The sequence below is a fragment of the Rubrilithobacter danxiaensis genome (assembly GCF_047272945.1).
Taxonomy (GTDB): domain Bacteria; phylum Bacteroidota; class Bacteroidia; order Sphingobacteriales; family Sphingobacteriaceae; genus Rubrolithibacter; species Rubrolithibacter danxiaensis.
The window spans coordinates 433,223-449,874 of the sequence record NZ_JBKOPS010000001.1; the positions used below are offsets into that span (position 1 = coordinate 433,223).

A 16,652-nucleotide genomic window follows, 5' to 3' on the forward strand; every position below is an offset into this window, starting at 1 on the left:
GAAACTCCAATTCCTACAAGTTTTTTTAATGTTTAGCATTTTACTGACTTTTTTACAGCCTTTTTATTTACATTTATTTATTTCAAACAATAAGGGGGAATAATTCAGGGTTATAAGAATATATCAGGAGATTGGCATATTGCTTGTACCACTGCTTAACATTACAAAAAATCAAACGCACTTTTAGTTTTACTGTCACATTGACTTTGAAAGGAAATTAATGAACAACGATACATTCGATTTTAATCAGGCACTACCTATAATAAATGAAGATACCGAATTCTTTCCTCTGATGTCGCAAGAGGATGAGGAAGAAATGAATAATGAGCAAACTCCCGAAATTCTATCCATATTACCTTTACGAAACACTGTTTTATTTCCCGGAGTTGTCATTCCGATTACAGTAGGCCGCGATAAATCCATCAAATTAATAAAAGATGCATACAAAGGCGATAGGATAATCGGGGTTGTTTCTCAAAGAGATGTTGCAATTGAAGACCCTAATTTCGATCAGTTGAATGAAGTGGGTACTATTGCCCTCATTATTAAAATGCTGCAAATGCCCGATGGTAGCACAACTGTGATCATTCAGGGAAAACAACGTTTCCGTTTAAGAGAAGAAGTTTCGAATGACCCCTATATAAAGGCCACCATTGATAAATTTGAGGAGATCCGGCCAAAAGTTGATAAAGAATTTAAGGCTATGGTTGCTTCTGTGAAGGAAATGGCCATGCAGATTATCCAGTTATCGCCAAATATTCCCAGCGAAGCAAGCATTGCAATAAAAAATATTGAAAGCACTTCTTTCCTTATAAATTTCATCTCGTCAAATATGAACGCAGATGTGCCCGTAAAACAGCAACTGCTGGAGGTTGCAAATTTACGCGAACGGGCAAAAATGGTTCTGGAACACCTTACTACCGAACTGCAGATGCTGGAATTAAAAAACCAGATTCAAAGTAAGGTACGCACCGATCTTGATAAACAGCAAAGGGAATACTTCCTGAATCAACAGCTTAAAACAATTCAGGAAGAGTTGGGTGGAAACTCTCCTGACCTGGAAATTGAAAACTTACGGGAGCGGTCTCAAAAGAAAAAATGGAGTGATGAAGTTGATTTTCAATTTCATAAAGAGTTGGATAAATTAGGAAGAATGAATCCCGCAGCAGCGGATTATTCTGTTCAGATAAATTACCTTGAACTCTTGCTTGACCTGCCCTGGAATGATTTTACAAAAGATAATTTTGATTTAAAACGGGCAGAAAAGATCTTGGATAAAGATCACTACGGACTGGAGAAAGTAAAAAAACGGATAATAGAATATTTGGCTGTGCTGAAGCTAAAAAGTGATATGAAAGCTCCTATTATCTGCCTGGTTGGCCCTCCCGGGGTTGGAAAAACTTCGCTGGGAAAATCAATAGCCAAAGCCTTAGGCAGAAAATACGTTCGGATGGCATTGGGCGGAATCCGGGATGAAGCAGAAATTCGCGGCCATCGGAAAACTTATATTGGTGCCATGCCTGGCCGTATCATTCAGTCTATAAAAAAGGCGGGTAAATCCAACCCTGTTTTCGTACTGGATGAAATTGACAAAGTCGGCAATGATTTCAGAGGTGATCCTTCTTCTGCTTTGCTCGAAGTGTTAGATCCTGAGCAAAATAATGCCTTTTATGATCATTATGTTGAGATGGATTACGATCTGTCTAACGTAATGTTTATTGCAACGGCTAATTCCTTAAGCACAATTCAGCCAGCCCTTTTAGACAGGATGGAGATTATTGAGGTAAATGGATACACTATTGAGGAAAAGATAGAGATAACTAAGCAGCATTTACTGCCAAAGCAGTTGGAGCAGCACGGATTGAAGAAAAAAGATCTTACCTTAAAACCAGCTATAATAGAGAAAGTTATCGAAGATTACACAAGAGAATCGGGTGTGCGGGGTCTCGAGAAAAAAATAGGTTCTTTGGTTAGAGGTGCTGCTACCAAGATAGCCATGGATGAAGCATATAACTCAACTTTTAACGATACAGATGTAGAAAAAGTGCTGGGAGCTCCTATTTTCGACAAGGATTTGTATGAAGGAAATGAAGTTGCCGGAGTAGTTACAGGTTTAGCCTGGACCCAGGTTGGCGGAGATATTCTTTTTATCGAAGCAAGTTTAAGCCCGGGCAAAGGAAAACTTTCTTTAACGGGAAACCTGGGGGATGTGATGAAAGAATCTGCAACAATAGCAATGGCTTATTTAAGAGCGCATTCAACAAAATTCAATATTGATAACCGTTTATTCGATACCTGGGATGTACATGTTCACGTTCCTGCCGGTGCAACTCCTAAAGATGGCCCTTCAGCCGGAATTACTATGTTAACTGCATTAACATCTGCCTTCACTCAGCGCAAGGTTAAATCACACCTGGCAATGACAGGTGAAATTACACTGAGAGGAAAAGTTCTACCGGTTGGTGGTATCAAAGAAAAGATACTGGCTGCAAAACGGGCAAACATAAAGGAAATAATTCTTTCAAAATCCAACGAGAAAGATATTCTGGAGATCAAGGAAGATTATATAAAAGATTTGAAATTTCATTATGTAACAGATATGAAAGAGGTAATAGATCTGGCTTTAACAAATGAAAAAGTAAAAGATCCAATTGAGTTGAAAATACCTGAAACACCAACTGCGGTTCTTGTATCTTAATTATTAAAAGCTGGGTAATCCAGCTTTTTTATTTTTCATGTATGTTGTATAAATTTCCCCTCTTTCTGTTCTGCACGCTTTGCCTCTTTAAAAACGCATGGGCGCAACAAAAAGCCTATAAAAACGAATTCGGATTCAGGAGTGACAATGATTCTTATTTAGCTCTGGGCCAGGACCAGTATTATACGAATGGCTTATTTATCTCCTTCAGGCATGCGGTAAATCAAAACACTATTTCTTCGCAGCTGCAAAAAAAGATCTGGGAAATTGAAGCTGGCCAGTATATGTATAATTCCAAAACGGGAAAAATACGTAAAATTTCTGATGTTGACCGGCCTTTTGCTGCTTATTTATATGCAGGCGGAAAAATAAGTTGGCTGAAGAAAAATGAACAGATTTTTCAGGGTAGTTTTCAAATAGGTACAATAGGCCCTTCAGCAAAAGGAAAGGAAGCACAAGAATTTTTACATAATACATTTGGCTTTTATAAGATTTCAGGCTGGGAATACCAGGTAAAAGATGAAACAGGGCTAAATCTGGCTTTTGATTATTTAACACTTGTGAAGCGAAATTCGGCCCAAAATACAGATATCAGTTTTGCGGGATCTGTACGTGCCGGAAATACTTTTTCAGGTGCAAGTACCGGCATTTTATTCCGTACAGGCAAAATAAACCGGCTTTTTGAGACGGCAAGTACAAACAGTCTTGTTTCTAATAGTTCAGCGGATAGCAGTACAGAAAAAGAGATTTTCTTTTTTGCAAAACCGTCACTTAGCTTTATTGCTTACGATGCATCTATTCAGGGTGGAATGTTCAGGGAAGATAAAGGTCCTGCAATCTTTGATCCGAAAAGGTTTGTTTTTTCGCAGGAGTTGGGGTTAATGTATTCACAAAAAAGATGGACATTGGACTTTTCTCTGATTTTCAAATCGAGAGAGGTAAAAAGCACCGCTAAACCTCATCAGTACGGGGAAGCATCCGTTTACTACCGCTTTAATTAAATCTGCCCTAATCAAAAATATTCCTTCTGTTTAATTTCTTAATCGCCTGTTGTTGTTTATTTCTAAGCCGTTGCTCTATTGCCGATTTCTTTGGCCTGGTAGCTTTTCTTACCTTTTGTTCCTTTAAGGCGTTGGTTAACAATACTACCAATTTTTGAACAGCACGTTCTTTATTTTGCAGTTGGCTTCGTTCTTCTTCACAAACAACCTGAATAATATTATCGCCTATGAGCTTATTTTTCAACTTATTCTGTATTTGCTGTTTTTGTTTATCTGTAAAAAGTTGAGTGGAGTTAAGATCAAAATTCAGTTCTGCTTTAGTAGCAACCTTATTTACATTTTGTCCGCCTTTACCACTGCTCCTTGAAGTTTTAAAAGTGATATCCTTAATCAGATCCTGTACAGGTATTTCCATACACAAATATCCAAATTAATCGGCGCTGATAAAAATTACATGGAAAAGGCTACTTTTGTGGGCGATGAATAATAACATCGTTGTAGCCATTGATGGCTATTCTTCCTGCGGAAAAAGTACTCTTGCTAAAGCATTGGCAAAAGAACTTCATTTTATTTATATTGATAGTGGCGCCATGTACAGAGCGGTTACGCTGTACTTTATGCGAAATTTAATAGATATCAATAATACGGAACAGGTTGAAAAAGCACTTGAGGAAATTCATCTTAACTTTCACTCCCGGGATTATCAGACTCATATTACACTTAATACTGAGGAAGTATCTGATGAAATACGCCAGATGTACATTTCGGATAATGTGAGCGAAGTAAGCGCAATAAAAGCAGTAAGACTTGAAATGGTGAAGCAACAGCAAAGGATGGGCCGGTCAAAAAATATAGTTATGGATGGCCGAGATATTGGAACTACCGTTTTTCCACATGCTCAGGTTAAATTTTTCATGACCGCAGATCCTAAAATACGGGCCGAACGAAGATTTAAAGAACTTATGGCAAAAGGCGAAGAACTTACTCTTGAAGAAGTTTTTGAAAACCTTGCACATCGCGATTATCTTGATACTACACGCAAAGAAAGTCCGCTGATACGGGCAGAAGATGCGATTATTCTCGACAATACAAACATTACTGAAGAAGAACAACTGCAATTTGCTATTGAAAAAGTAAAACCTTTCCTTCCCAAGGCCTGATAGTTTCCTTAAAATACTTTTAAAAAGAGAACTAATTGTTTTTAACTCGCGTCATTCGCTATTTTTTTAAACTTTTCCGTATGAGTAAAGGTTTTATTCTTACCACCTATGAGAATTACTATTTTTACTATCGGAACCCGTGGCGACGTACAGCCTTATGCTGTTTTGGGTAAAGCTTTAGCCAACAGAGGACATGACGTCACTTTATCTACTGCCAAAAACTTCGGGGAACTGGTGAAAAAATATCAGCTAAAGTTTCATCCGGTAGATGTTGACTTTGAAGAAATATTAATCTCCCAGGAAGGCGAAAAAATAATGAAAGGAAATCCTTTTACTATTCAGAAATCGCTTAATAAATTGCTCTTTCCTATCGTCGAAAGATCGCTCAACAAGTTTTATCAGTTGGCTCAAACCAGCGATTTGATTATATACCGCCCAAAAACTCTGGCAGATGTTTTTTTAAAGGAAGTAAATACAAAAGCGATAATGGCCGCCGTAGTACCGGCAATGGAAGAAACGGCTGCTTTTATAAATCCTAATTTCAGCGGATTTAAACTTCCCTGCTTTATGAATCGCTGGAGCTACAAATTAAATCAGTTCCGCTACAGGGTTTTTAAAAAGCCTATTTCCAGCTTTCAGCTAAAAAATGGTTTGGAAGAAAATATTCCGGTCCATCCCAATGAAATTCCATGTATTTACGGCATTAGTCCTCATTTTTTGGAGCGCCCGGAAGACTGGTCTGAAAATCATCTGCTTACCGGCTTTTGGTTATCAAGTAACAAGGCAAAACTGAATCCTGATTTATTAAGCTTTCTTAAAGCCGGTTCCCCTCCTATCCTGATAACATTTGGTAGCATGCCCATAAAAAAGGAAATCGCCTTGATGATTTTAAAAGCTATAAGTAATATCAAAGAACGGTTTTTAATTGTTGCAGGCTGGGCAAACTGGGATATTGAACTGCCTGATTTTCACGATTCGTCGACGGTAAAAATCGTTGAATCTGTACCTTATGAAACTGTATGCCCGCTGGTAAAAGCTGTTGTGCATCATGGAGGGATAGGAACTACAGCAGAATGTTTACGTGCAGGAAAACCGATGTTTCCATGTCCTGTAATTTATCCTATGGGAGATCAGTCCTTCTGGGCCGAACTGGCATATAAAAAAGGAATTGCGGTAAAACCGGTTCCTTTATCTAAATTAACAGAGAAAGTATTTGTACAGAAGATACGGGAATTAATAACAGACCTAAGCCTTTACAAAAACAGCAAAGCTTTGGCTGAACAACTGAATGCAGAAGACGGCCTGCAGAAAGCAATTGATTTTATTGAAAGTTACAGCCAAAGTCCCGATTCATCGGCTATTGCTGTTGCTGAACCATTAGCAAGCTAAAGTGCCTATTCCGATTCTTTCTTTTTAAGTTCTTCTTCTGTAGACTCCGAAGGAGCCCGTTGTTCTTTTAGCTCTGCAAACGAGCCATACATCTGCTCATCAAACGGTTTATCATAATAACGTCCCTCCTTGTCGTCCTCTGTTTTCACAGCATCAATTATATTGGGATCCTTTTTATTTTCATCGCTTATGTCTGCATTAATTTCATCTTCTCTTCCGGTAGGTTTGCCTTTTTCTTTATGAGGATCAATCATACTTGTTAGGTTTTAATTATAGAAACAACAACCCGCCTTTTTTAAAGTTTACGTAAAAGTTTAATATCCTGTTGAAAATCAAAACTCTTCTGAAATAAAAAAACAAATTTGTTTCAAATAAAACTTTTTTTCTTTCTACCTTTGCAGTCCTGATTCAAAATCAGGAAAAAGGAGAAAAATTAATTAATGGCCAAAAAACAAGAAGCAGAAAAGGAGCTACATGCTAAAGCAGCAGAACTCCATGGCGAAGAAACCCAACCGGTAAAACAAAAAGAAAACATTGAATCAGAAGCTGATTCATTGTCAATTGAAGACATTAAGTCAAAAACATTAGTAACCCCATCAGGAGATTTTGACTGGGATGCTGATGAAAAAGGCTTCGGCAATTACAGCAAAGAAGAACGCGAAAAGTTCGAACAAATGTATGCCGGCACGTTCAACTCAATCAACAAAGGTGAAATTATCACCGGAACTGTTGTTTCTATTAACAACAAGGATGTGGTATTAAACATCGGATTCAAATCTGACGGTTTAGTATCTCTTTCTGAATTCCGTGATATGCCTGACTTAAAGGTTGGCGACACTGTTGACGTTTTTGTTGAATCGCAGGAAGATGTTAACGGGCAATTGGTACTTTCACGTAAACGTGCAAAAACACAAAAGTCATGGGAGCAGATTAATGCCGCTTTAGAAAACGATGAGATCATTAACGGTTTTGTAAAGAGCCGTACAAAAGGTGGACTTATTGTTGATATCATGGGAGTTGAGGCTTTCTTACCTGGTTCTCAGATAGATATTAAACCTATTCGCGATTACGACATTTATGTTGGTAAAACAATGGAATTCAAGGTTGTTAAAATCAACCACGAATTTAAAAACGTTGTGGTTTCGCATAAGGTTCTTATTGAAGACGATCTTGAAAATCAAAAAACAGAGATCGTTGCAAAACTTGAAAAAGGACAAGTTCTTGAAGGAACTGTTAAAAACATTACTGATTTCGGTGTATTCATTGATCTTGGCGGTGTTGACGGTCTTCTTCACATTACTGATATTTCTTGGGGACGTATTGACCATCCGAAAGAAGTTCTGTCACTTGATCAAAAAATCAATGTGGTTGTTCTTGACTTTGACGATGAGAAAAAACGTATCGCCCTTGGTTTAAAACAACTTACACCTCATCCTTGGGAATCACTTGATACTGCTATCGAAGTTGGTTCTAAAGTAAAAGGTAAAATTGTTACTGTTGCTGATTACGGCGCATTCCTTGAAATCACTCCTGGTGTTGAAGGATTGATCCACGTATCAGAAATGTCATGGTCACAAAACCTTCGTAACCCGCAGGAATTTATGAAAGTTGGCGACGAAGTGGAAGCGGAAGTTTTAACTTTAGATCGCGACGAGCGCAAAATGAGCCTTGGTATCAAACAACTTACTCAGGATCCATGGCAGGATATCGCTGCTAAGTATCCGGTAGGAAGCAAACACAAGGCAGTAGTTAAAAATATGACTAACTTTGGTGTATTTGTTGAGATCGAAGAAGGAATTGATGGATTAATCCACATTTCTGATCTTTCATGGTCTAAAAAAGTAAACCATCCTAATGAATTTACAAAAGTTGGTGATGAACTTGATGTAGTTGTATTAGAACTTGATCAGGAAAACCGTAAATTAAGCTTAGGCCATAAACAACTGGAAGAAAACCCTTGGGATACTTTCGAAACAATCTTCACGCTGGATTCAATCCATGAAGGTACAGTTTTAAAGGTTACTGATAAAGGTGCTATTATTGCTTTACCTTATGGTGTTGAAGGATTTGCGCCAAGCAAACATACAATCAAAGAAGACGGTAAAGCTTTAAAAGCTGATGAAGTTGCGAATTTCAAGATCATTGAATTCAATAAAGATTCTAAACGTATTGTTGTATCGCACTCTCGTATCTGGGAAGAAGCTAAAGCTGAAGCAAAAGCTGTAGAAAACACCCAAAGAAAGAACGATCAGAAAGCTGCTTCAAGTGCAGTTAAAAAAGTGAAAGAATCAGTTGAAAAATCAACTCTCGGAGATTTAGGTGTTCTGGCACAACTGAAAGAGCAAATGGAAGGTGCGGAAAACAAAGCCAAAAAATCTAAAAAATCAGAAGAAGAAGCATAAGGTTCTTTAACCGATATTCAAAGCTTGTCAGTAATCTGACAGGCTTTTTTTTATTTCTTCCACTTGCCGTTTTTAATATCCTCCTTCTTTCCTATCTTTGCCAAAACCCAAACTGATGCAAAACTTAACTTTGCTTGACGGTCAGAAATTCCAGATTACTATTCAACGTCTTTGTCATCAGTTAATTGAAAATCACAACGACTTTTCCGGATCAGTAATTCTGGGAATCCAGCCACGCGGAATTCTACTTTCAAGACGTATAACTGAGGAACTTAGAAAAATTCTCCCTGACGCTACTATCTTAAGCGGTAATTTGGATATTACTTTTTATCGGGATGATATCGGGCGAAAAGATGGCCCTATCCTTCCCAACAGCACGCAAATAGATTTCATTATCGAAGGAAAAAAAGTAATACTGGTAGATGATGTTTTATGGACAGGCCGAACTATACGAGCTGCTATGGATGCAATGCTTGCTTTTGGCAGGCCTGAAAAGGTGGAATTACTGGTTTTGGTAGATCGTCGTTTTTCGCGGCATCTGCCCATTGAGCCCGATTATATTGGCATACAGGTAGATTCTATAAACTCTCAACGGGTAGCAGTAAGCTGGAAAGAGACAGATCAGGAAGACAAAGTAACATTATTATCGGAAAAATAAGATGGCAGAACTGGCTCAAAAACTAAGCACACGGCATTTATTAGGAATTAAAGATCTGAACACACGAGACATTGAACTTATTTTTGAAACTGCCGATACATTTAAAGAAGTTCTTAACCGCCCAATAAAAAAAGTACCCTCACTCAGGGATATTACAATAGCCAATATTTTTTTTGAGAACTCAACACGCACGAGGCTTTCTTTCGAACTCGCTCAAAAAAGGCTTTCTGCTGATATTGTAAATTTTGCTGCTTCCTCCTCATCGGTAAGTAAAGGAGAAACACTGATTGATACCGTAAATAATATCCTTTCAATGAAAGTGGATATGATTGTTATGCGTCATCCGTATCCCGGCGCCGGAATTTTTCTAAGCAAGTACGTAGATGCCCAGATTGTAAATGCCGGAGACGGGGCACATGAACATCCAACTCAAGCCTTGCTTGACGCTTTTTCTATCAGAGAGAAATATGGGGATGTGGCGGGAAAAAAAGTAGCCATAATAGGAGATATTCTGCATTCAAGGGTAGCCCTTTCAAACATACTTTGTCTTAAAAAATTAGGCGCCGAAGTAATGGTATGCGGCCCTACTACACTTATCCCAAAATACATTCATACCCTTGGGGTAAAGGTTGAACACGATTTAATTAAAGCCCTTAACTGGTGCGATGTTGCCAATATGCTTCGCATTCAGTTGGAAAGACAGGATATAAAATATTTTCCTTCATTAAGAGAATATTCCATGCTGTATGGATTAAACAAAGAGATACTTGATTCTCTTGATAAAGAAATTACCATCATGCATCCTGGCCCTATAAACCGTGGCGTTGAAATAACAAGTGATGTTGCGGACAGCAAACAATCCATCATTTTAAATCAGGTAGAAAACGGAGTAGCAATTAGAATGGCTGTGTTATATTTACTTGCCAGCCAGAAAAACTACGATTGAGCCGCCCAGTGAAATGACATCTTCTGAAAAAGAGTTTATAACATATTGGAGCAAAGCACGCAGAGAATGGAACTGGGGAAAAACCTTTGCAGTTGGTGTATTGTACATTAGTTTGCCTGTGATTATACTTTATGACCTCGTGAATTTTTTCATTATAGGCGATGTAGTTTACCCGTATTTCAGTTTTACTCATTTTTTCAACCTGCTCTTTAAGTTCATTTGGACAGGAATTCCTGGAGGATTTATTTATGGCTTATATAACTGGAACAGCAGGGAGGTCCGATATAAAAAACTCCTCAAAAAAGAACGAATGGAAGAGTGATAGGTATTTATTCATACCATTTCAAATAAAATTTCGTTATTTGGGTGTTTTCAACAGATGTTAGTTTCTTATAAACGGTAAGATTTTCAATAGAAATAACTTTGCACATATTTTGATGTCTATGCACTTTAAATATACTACCATAACCTTCGGATTTTGTCTTCTAACCTCTGTTTCTCTTGCCCAAACTACTTCCTGGTTCGAAGTAAACCAGTCATACAAAACAGCAATAGAATTATTACAGAAGGAAAAATACGCTGCCGCCAACGAACAATTTTCTAAAGTAGAAGAAGCCCGCCTGATTCCTTCGTCACAGGCGGCAGACTTAAAACAGGTTTCTCTTATTAAAGAAAATGCTCAGTATTATCAGGCAGTTTGTGCTCTTGAGTTGGGTAATCAGGATGCAGAAAGCCAGTTTTCGAAATTTATAAAAGAATATCCGGCAAGTGCCAATACCAAACTGGCTTATTACCATGTAGGCAGGTCGTATTTTAAACAAAAAAATTACGCCAAGGCAATTGAATGGTTCAAAAAGACGGATGCCTCCAGTTTAACCGGAAAAGAAAGTACCGAATACCGGTTTAAGTTGGGTTATTCCTATTTCTTTAATAAAAACTATGCAGAAGCTGAACCTTTGTTTGGAAAACTAAAGGATGAAGATACGCAGTACACAGAAGCTTCTATTTATTACTATGCTTATCTCAATTATTTAAGCGCAGACTATAAAACAGCCTTACGGGAGTTTGAACGGTTAAAAGGTTCAAAAACCTACAGCGCCAGCTACCCTTATTACATTTCAGCTCTTTACTTTTTAGATAAAAGATATGACGACGTTTTAAGTTATACTATCCCGGCCCTGCAAACAATAGATGAGCAGTATAAAGCTGAAATGTACCGCATTGTAGCAGCAACGTATTTTGCTAAATCTGATTTTAAAAAAGCAGCCGAATATTATGAGAAATTCCAGGCGAAGGATAATGGTAAAACACAGAACAACCAGGATAATTACCAGATAGGATATACCTTTTCGCAATTAGAGGATTATAAAAGAGCCATTAAAGAACTGGAAAAAATGGATATCCCGGATATTTATTATCAAAACGGGATGATAACCTTAGGAAAGGTCTTTCTTAAAACCAACAATAAACAGGGTGCAAGAAACGCTTTTTTCCGGGCGTCGAAGCTTGATTTTGATAAGAAACTTAAAGAAGAAGGTTTATTCTATTATGCAAAGCTGTCATACGAATTAGAATTTCATACGGTTGCGTTGGATGCAGTACAGGAATTTATTAAAACTTATCCGAAATCAAAACGCATCAACGAAGCCAAAACGCTTTTAGGAGAAGTGCTGCTATCCACAAAAAACTACAAAGAGGCAGTCAATATCTTAGAAACCATTGAGAATAAAAGCTCCGAAACTAAGGCCGTATATCAGCGTGTAACTTACTATCGCGGACTGGAATTCTACAATGAAAGAGCATTCGAGAATAGTATTTCAATGTTTATGCGTTCGCACAACAACGCGGTAGATGATGAAATTGAAGCTTTAAGTTACTATTGGAAAGCGGAAGCAATGTATGAGGTAAGGAAGTACGGAGAATCTGTAGATAATTTCGAGAAGTTTCTTGCTTTGCCTGCTGCAAAGAACACAGATGTTTACAATTACGCAAATTATGCATTGGGATACTCTGCTTTCAGAAATGAAAGCTATATGAAAGCTGCTAATTATTTCGACAGGTTTTTACGGGGCGATGAACGGGATCAGAACACCATACGGGATGCCACCTTACGCCTTGCAGATTCTTATTTTGCAGCTAAAGCGTACGACAAAGCGCTTGCACAGTATAATAAAATCATCGCCTGGAATTCCCAGGGTGAAGATTATGCGCTGTTTCAGCGGGGAATGATTGAAGGCCTGCAGGGGCAAAACGATGTCAAAATAGCCACCCACGAATCGCTGTTAAAGCAATTCCCCAATTCAAACTATGCAGACGATGCCGGCTTTGAAATTGCGTATACCTATTTTGTGAAAGGAGATTTTGACCGCTCTAAAAATGACCTGACTGCTCTGATAGAAAAATATCCCCGCAGCAGTTATGTACCCAGAGCGCTGGTAACCATAGGCCTTGTTCAGTTTAATCAAAGTCAGGATGAAGAAGCATTAAAGACTTTTCAACGTGTAATTAACGAGTATGCTACTACAGATGAAGCGCATCAGGCACTTGAATCAATTAAAAATATTTATCTGAACAAAGGCGAAGCAGATGCCTTTATTACCTATGCAAATTCAACCAACATTGGTAACTTAACCACTGCAGAGCAGGATAATATAACTTTTGAAGCGGCAAATAATCGTTTCCTAAAAGGAGATTACCAGGGAACGTTTGAAGCTGTAAATGCTTATTTCGACAAGTTTCCCCGCCCTATTCATGAAAAGCAGGCTCGATTTATCCGGGCAGAAAGTCTTACAAAATTAAACAGGCCGGATGAAGCTATCCCCGACTACACTTTTATCCTGAACGACTGGACCAGTGAGTATACAGAAAGAGCGTTAATAAGTATTTCCAATATTTATCTTAAACAGCAAAAGTATAATGAGGCTATAGTTTATCTTAAAAAGCTGGAGTTGACTTCCGAATATAAATCTCATTACAGCTATGCCGTAAATCACCTCATGGAGGCTTATGCCAATATGGAAATGCCCGATGAAACATTAAAATATGCAGAGCTGATAAAGACATTTGAAAAATCATCGCCGGAAGAAAAGTTAAGAGCCGATCTTTTTAGCGGTAAGGCTTACCTGGTAAAAGGTGATACCACTGCCGCCACTAAAATTTTTGCCGATGTATCAACAAAAACGCAAACGGTAACTGGAGCGGAAGCAAAATACAATCTGGCGAATTTACAGTACCTTAAAAAAGATTACAAGACAGCTCAGAAGACTGCTTTTGAATTGATAAACAAAATGCCTTCGCATGATTACTGGGTAGCAAAGAGCTTTATTCTGCTTGCAGATACGTATGTAGCTCTAAATGATACATTCCAGGCTAAAAGCACTCTGCAAAGTGTAATAGATAATTACGAAGGTAAGGATGACGATATTATTCCTACTGCAAAAGAGAACCTTGAGAAATTAAACGAAAAGAAGAAGTGATATAATGAAACCTCGACATATAGTAAAATACACCTTTTTTTTAGTAACGTTTGGTGCCTGTACTAATTTATATGCACAGGTAAAACCCACAGATAAAGCTCCGAAACCAAAGCCAGTAGATACCGTAATGACCGAAGAGATTGAAGTTGTAAGGGCATACCGGCCGGTATTGGCAGATGCTGTTAAAATACGTCGTAGCCCTGACCTGGATAATAAAAAACCCTTTAAGCCTCAATTAAGTTACAACATCATTGACAACAAATTTGAGCTTAACAGGGATATCAAACAGCTGCAGGCACAGGAATTAAAAGAACAGCAGCCCGCTCCGCTTAAAAATAATTACGTAAAAATCGGAGCAGGAAATTTGAATACCGGAGTCGGCGAGATTTATTTGAATACCGGCAGAGATGAAGCACTACAGGCCGGATTGTTCTTTAAGCATCTGAGCCAGGAAGGCGACATAGACAAACAAAAGCTATCACGACAGCAGGCTGGAGTATTTGGACGTAGCATTATGGACCAGATTACACTAAACGGAGAAGCCGGATTTGACCGCTTGGGTACCTACTTTTATGGAATTCACCCTAACATGTCTGCCACAGGATATGAACCTGCAAAACAACGTTTAAGCACCCTCAGCCTCAAAGGAGAACTTCTTAAAAATTACACTGAAAACGAGAGCGAATTTTCTTATGCTGCAAAGGCTGACGCTTACTTCTTCAGCAATTACGCCACAAATAAGGAAAACACCTTAACATTAAGCGGATTTCTGAATAAGGCCTGGAATAAATTCAATTTCGGGGTGAACACCTCGCTTGATTTAACCGCTACTAAAGATAGTGTGACTAACTTCGGCAACAGCATATTCAGATTAAATCCCTACGCAAAATTTCAGGGAGACAATTATAAGTTAATAGTGGGGATTAATTTTGTTCAGGAGTTTGGTGATATTTCCCGTACTAACCTGCTGCCTGCAATTATTGCTGAAGTTCCGGTTGTTCCAGGATACGCAACACTTTTTGCAGGATATTCAGGTGATGTATCAAAAACTTCTTTACGTGATCTGAGCTATGAAAATCCTTACCTGGTTAATCATATCTCTATATCGAATGCTCTGGAAAAATCCAATATATACGGAGGAATTAAAGGAAATGCAGGCTCAGGATTTGGGTTTAAGGCATCGGTATTTTACAAGAACGTGGAAGATCTTCCTTTATTCGTTCACAGCAAAACAAATCTCCAGAAATTTGACATCGTGTATGATACCGGAAGTACCAAAATCTTAGGTTTCGATGGTGAAATCAGTGTAAACGCTTCGGAAACCTTTAACTGGACGGGAAAAATAACCATCAATAATTACAAAACATCTTCCGAAAGAGAAGCATGGTATAAACCAACTTTCCGGCTCGCCTCCAATGCAAAAATATCCATCAGCAAAAAATTCAATTTAGACGGAGAACTGGTGTTAAACGGAGATACAAAAGCAAAAACTTATACTCTTACTCCTACACCCGAAGAAAGAATCGTATCTGTAAAAAGTTATGTGGATTTAAGTGCTGGTGCTGATTATCTCTTCAGAGATAAAATTGGCGTATTTCTTCGTGTAAACAATATTTTAGGTAATGAGTACGAACGTTTTCTGTATTATCCCAAATTTGGGCTGAATATATTGGGCGGATTTAATTATTCGTTCTAACATGTTTGGCTGAATAAAATTTTAAAATTATTTTTACCGGGATGGATATAGCTCAATATATTTCTGATTTATTGAAGGAGAAGAAGGAGGTAAGTATACCGGGGATAGGAACTTTATATACAGAAATAAAGAGTGCCAGCTTCCATCAGGCAAGCAACAGTTTCTTTCCACCATCGGCTGCCATTTTTTTCAGGCCTGAACAAAGTGAGCCTAAGCTGCTGGTAGACTATATCATAAAAAATAAAAATCTATCGGAGCAATCGGCCCGTTATTTTGCAGAAAAGTTTGGAGAGTCGTTAAAAACAGAGCTGGAGCAAAAAGGCAGTGCAGAACTTTCCTCTTTAGGAACTTTTGAAAAAAAATCCGATCAATATAATTTCTCAGCATTCAATCAATTTACACCTGCTAAACTTTTCGGCTTAAGCCCCGTATTTGAATTAGAAATTCCAGTTGAGAGTGCCGCAATCCCCTCTCCTGCTGTTAGCAGTGAAAAAGAGGAAGAGGTTTTTGAAAATAAAATTGAAAAGCCTGTAACAGGTACCGAAGACCAGGTATCTTCTGAAAAAGAAATGGATCCGGAAACTTTAAATATTAATTTCCCTGAATACCATTTTAATCTGGCAGGTGAAGAAGCTATCCCGGAAGAAAGATTTTCAACAGCAAAATGGCCCTTTGTCCTGTTAGGTATAGCAATTCTGGCTGCAATAGCAGTTTTTGCGTACACGCTTTATCCGGAAACATTTAAAGGCTTGATAAACCGAAACAAAACTGCTGACAAGAAACCGGTAAAAGTAAATCAGCCTAAAACAATAAATCCTGTAAAAGAACCTGACACAACAACCGAACATATTCTTGGTGCCAAATCTCTGGCGGATACGATTTCAGAGAAACTCGAAAAGGCTGGTCTTGAATATGAAAAGCCTTCGGATACGATTTCTCATGTAACAACCGAGGTAAAAACAATTCCGTTAAAGGAAGAAATAAAATACGAAATTATCAGCTCTACGTTTGACCGTAAAAGTGAAGCCGATACTTATATCAGGATCATGAAAAGTAAAGGAATTGATGCCCGGATTGTTCAGAAGCCAACTAATAAACGGAAGTTCTATATCAGCCTGGGATCTTTTAGAAATCTTACAAAAGCAAACGAAGAAAAACGAAGAATACAAAAAGAAATAACTAAAGAAGCCTGGATTTTAACCCTAAAGAATAAAGTTAACCAATAA

At 38.1% G+C, this 16,652-nt stretch carries 12 protein-coding genes and 1 pseudogene; 11 read left to right on the forward strand and 2 right to left on the reverse strand.

The features are described from left to right. The first annotated feature begins 220 nt into the window (after nucleotides 1-220). Together lon and ACLCDL_RS01835 are read left to right on the forward strand one after the other, a co-directional pair. The gene (gene lon, locus ACLCDL_RS01830) at nucleotides 221-2,698 is read left to right on the forward strand and encodes an endopeptidase La (RefSeq protein WP_423146304.1); all 2,478 of its coding nucleotides are present in this window, start codon (nucleotides 221-223) and stop codon (nucleotides 2,696-2,698) included. A 41-nt stretch (nucleotides 2,699-2,739) separates the two neighbouring features. Continuing rightward, nucleotides 2,740-3,699: a lipid A deacylase LpxR family protein gene (locus tag ACLCDL_RS01835; protein ID WP_423146305.1), complete on the forward strand. Its 960-nt coding sequence runs from the start codon at nucleotides 2,740-2,742 to the stop codon at nucleotides 3,697-3,699. 7 nt (nucleotides 3,700-3,706) lie between these two features. Here the strand turns inward: ACLCDL_RS01835 and arfB are convergent. Beyond that, nucleotides 3,707-4,114 (reverse strand): annotated as a pseudogene (gene arfB / locus ACLCDL_RS01840) (alternative ribosome rescue aminoacyl-tRNA hydrolase ArfB); the annotation flags it as partial. Nucleotides 4,115-4,178: 64 nt separating this feature from the next. On the opposite strand from arfB, the gene cmk reads away from it, so the two are divergent. Then, entirely contained in the window at nucleotides 4,179-4,859 is a 681-nt protein-coding gene (gene cmk, locus ACLCDL_RS01845) for a (d)CMP kinase (RefSeq protein ID WP_423146307.1), read from the forward strand. Between the two features lie 108 nt (nucleotides 4,860-4,967). After that, entirely contained in the window at nucleotides 4,968-6,248 is a 1,281-nt protein-coding gene (locus ACLCDL_RS01850; RefSeq protein WP_423146308.1) for a glycosyltransferase, read from the forward strand. A gap of 5 nt (nucleotides 6,249-6,253) precedes the next feature. Here ACLCDL_RS01850 and ACLCDL_RS01855 read toward each other — a convergent pair whose 3' ends face one another. Beyond that, complete coding sequence (locus ACLCDL_RS01855) at nucleotides 6,254-6,502, reverse strand: hypothetical protein (RefSeq protein WP_423146310.1); 249 nt, start codon at nucleotides 6,500-6,502, stop codon at nucleotides 6,254-6,256. Between the two features lie 186 nt (nucleotides 6,503-6,688). On the opposite strand from ACLCDL_RS01855, the gene rpsA reads away from it, so the two are divergent. The 7 genes from rpsA to ACLCDL_RS01890 all read left to right on the forward strand — a co-directional run bounded on the left by rpsA (nucleotide 6,689) and on the right by ACLCDL_RS01890 (nucleotide 16,652). Next, entirely contained in the window at nucleotides 6,689-8,650 is a 1,962-nt protein-coding gene (gene rpsA / locus ACLCDL_RS01860; RefSeq protein ID WP_423146311.1) for a 30S ribosomal protein S1, read from the forward strand. A 115-nt stretch (nucleotides 8,651-8,765) separates the two neighbouring features. Beyond that, nucleotides 8,766-9,308, forward strand: coding sequence for a bifunctional pyr operon transcriptional regulator/uracil phosphoribosyltransferase PyrR (gene pyrR, locus ACLCDL_RS01865; protein ID WP_423146312.1), 543 nt, complete (start codon nucleotides 8,766-8,768; stop codon nucleotides 9,306-9,308). Between the two features lies 1 nt (nucleotide 9,309). Next, complete coding sequence (locus ACLCDL_RS01870) at nucleotides 9,310-10,254, forward strand: aspartate carbamoyltransferase catalytic subunit (RefSeq protein ID WP_423146313.1); 945 nt, start codon at nucleotides 9,310-9,312, stop codon at nucleotides 10,252-10,254. 13 nt (nucleotides 10,255-10,267) lie between these two features. Next, nucleotides 10,268-10,576 carry a hypothetical protein gene (locus ACLCDL_RS01875; RefSeq protein WP_423146314.1) on the forward strand — a complete coding sequence of 103 codons (309 nt, stop codon included), beginning with the start codon at nucleotides 10,268-10,270 and terminating at the stop codon, nucleotides 10,574-10,576. 115 nt (nucleotides 10,577-10,691) lie between these two features. After that, nucleotides 10,692-13,730 carry a tetratricopeptide repeat protein gene (locus ACLCDL_RS01880; protein ID WP_423146316.1) on the forward strand — a complete coding sequence of 1,013 codons (3,039 nt, stop codon included), beginning with the start codon at nucleotides 10,692-10,694 and terminating at the stop codon, nucleotides 13,728-13,730. Between the two features lie 4 nt (nucleotides 13,731-13,734). Then, entirely contained in the window at nucleotides 13,735-15,426 is a 1,692-nt protein-coding gene (locus tag ACLCDL_RS01885; RefSeq protein ID WP_423146317.1) for a porin family protein, read from the forward strand. A 41-nt stretch (nucleotides 15,427-15,467) separates the two neighbouring features. Continuing rightward, nucleotides 15,468-16,652 (forward strand): HU domain-containing protein, encoded by a 1,185-nt coding sequence (locus ACLCDL_RS01890; RefSeq protein ID WP_423146319.1) that lies wholly within the window; start codon nucleotides 15,468-15,470, stop codon nucleotides 16,650-16,652.

Bases quoted from the DNA above. Each gene is read 5' to 3' on its own strand.
- lon (WP_423146304.1), top strand. From the start codon at position 221: ATGAACAACGATACATTCGATTTTAATCAGGCACTACCTATAATAAAT.
- ACLCDL_RS01835 (WP_423146305.1), top strand. From the start codon at position 2,740: ATGTTGTATAAATTTCCCCTCTTTCTGTTCTGCACGCTTTGCCTCTTT.
- cmk (WP_423146307.1), top strand. From the start codon at position 4,179: ATGAATAATAACATCGTTGTAGCCATTGATGGCTATTCTTCCTGCGGA.
- ACLCDL_RS01850 (WP_423146308.1), top strand. From the start codon at position 4,968: ATGAGAATTACTATTTTTACTATCGGAACCCGTGGCGACGTACAGCCT.
- ACLCDL_RS01855 (WP_423146310.1), bottom strand. From the start codon at position 6,502: ATGATTGATCCTCATAAAGAAAAAGGCAAACCTACCGGAAGAGAAGAT.
- rpsA (WP_423146311.1), top strand. From the start codon at position 6,689: ATGGCCAAAAAACAAGAAGCAGAAAAGGAGCTACATGCTAAAGCAGCA.
- pyrR (WP_423146312.1), top strand. From the start codon at position 8,766: ATGCAAAACTTAACTTTGCTTGACGGTCAGAAATTCCAGATTACTATT.
- ACLCDL_RS01870 (WP_423146313.1), top strand. From the start codon at position 9,310: ATGGCAGAACTGGCTCAAAAACTAAGCACACGGCATTTATTAGGAATT.
- ACLCDL_RS01875 (WP_423146314.1), top strand. From the start codon at position 10,268: ATGACATCTTCTGAAAAAGAGTTTATAACATATTGGAGCAAAGCACGC.
- ACLCDL_RS01880 (WP_423146316.1), top strand. From the start codon at position 10,692: ATGTCTATGCACTTTAAATATACTACCATAACCTTCGGATTTTGTCTT.
- ACLCDL_RS01885 (WP_423146317.1), top strand. From the start codon at position 13,735: ATGAAACCTCGACATATAGTAAAATACACCTTTTTTTTAGTAACGTTT.
- ACLCDL_RS01890 (WP_423146319.1), top strand. From the start codon at position 15,468: ATGGATATAGCTCAATATATTTCTGATTTATTGAAGGAGAAGAAGGAG.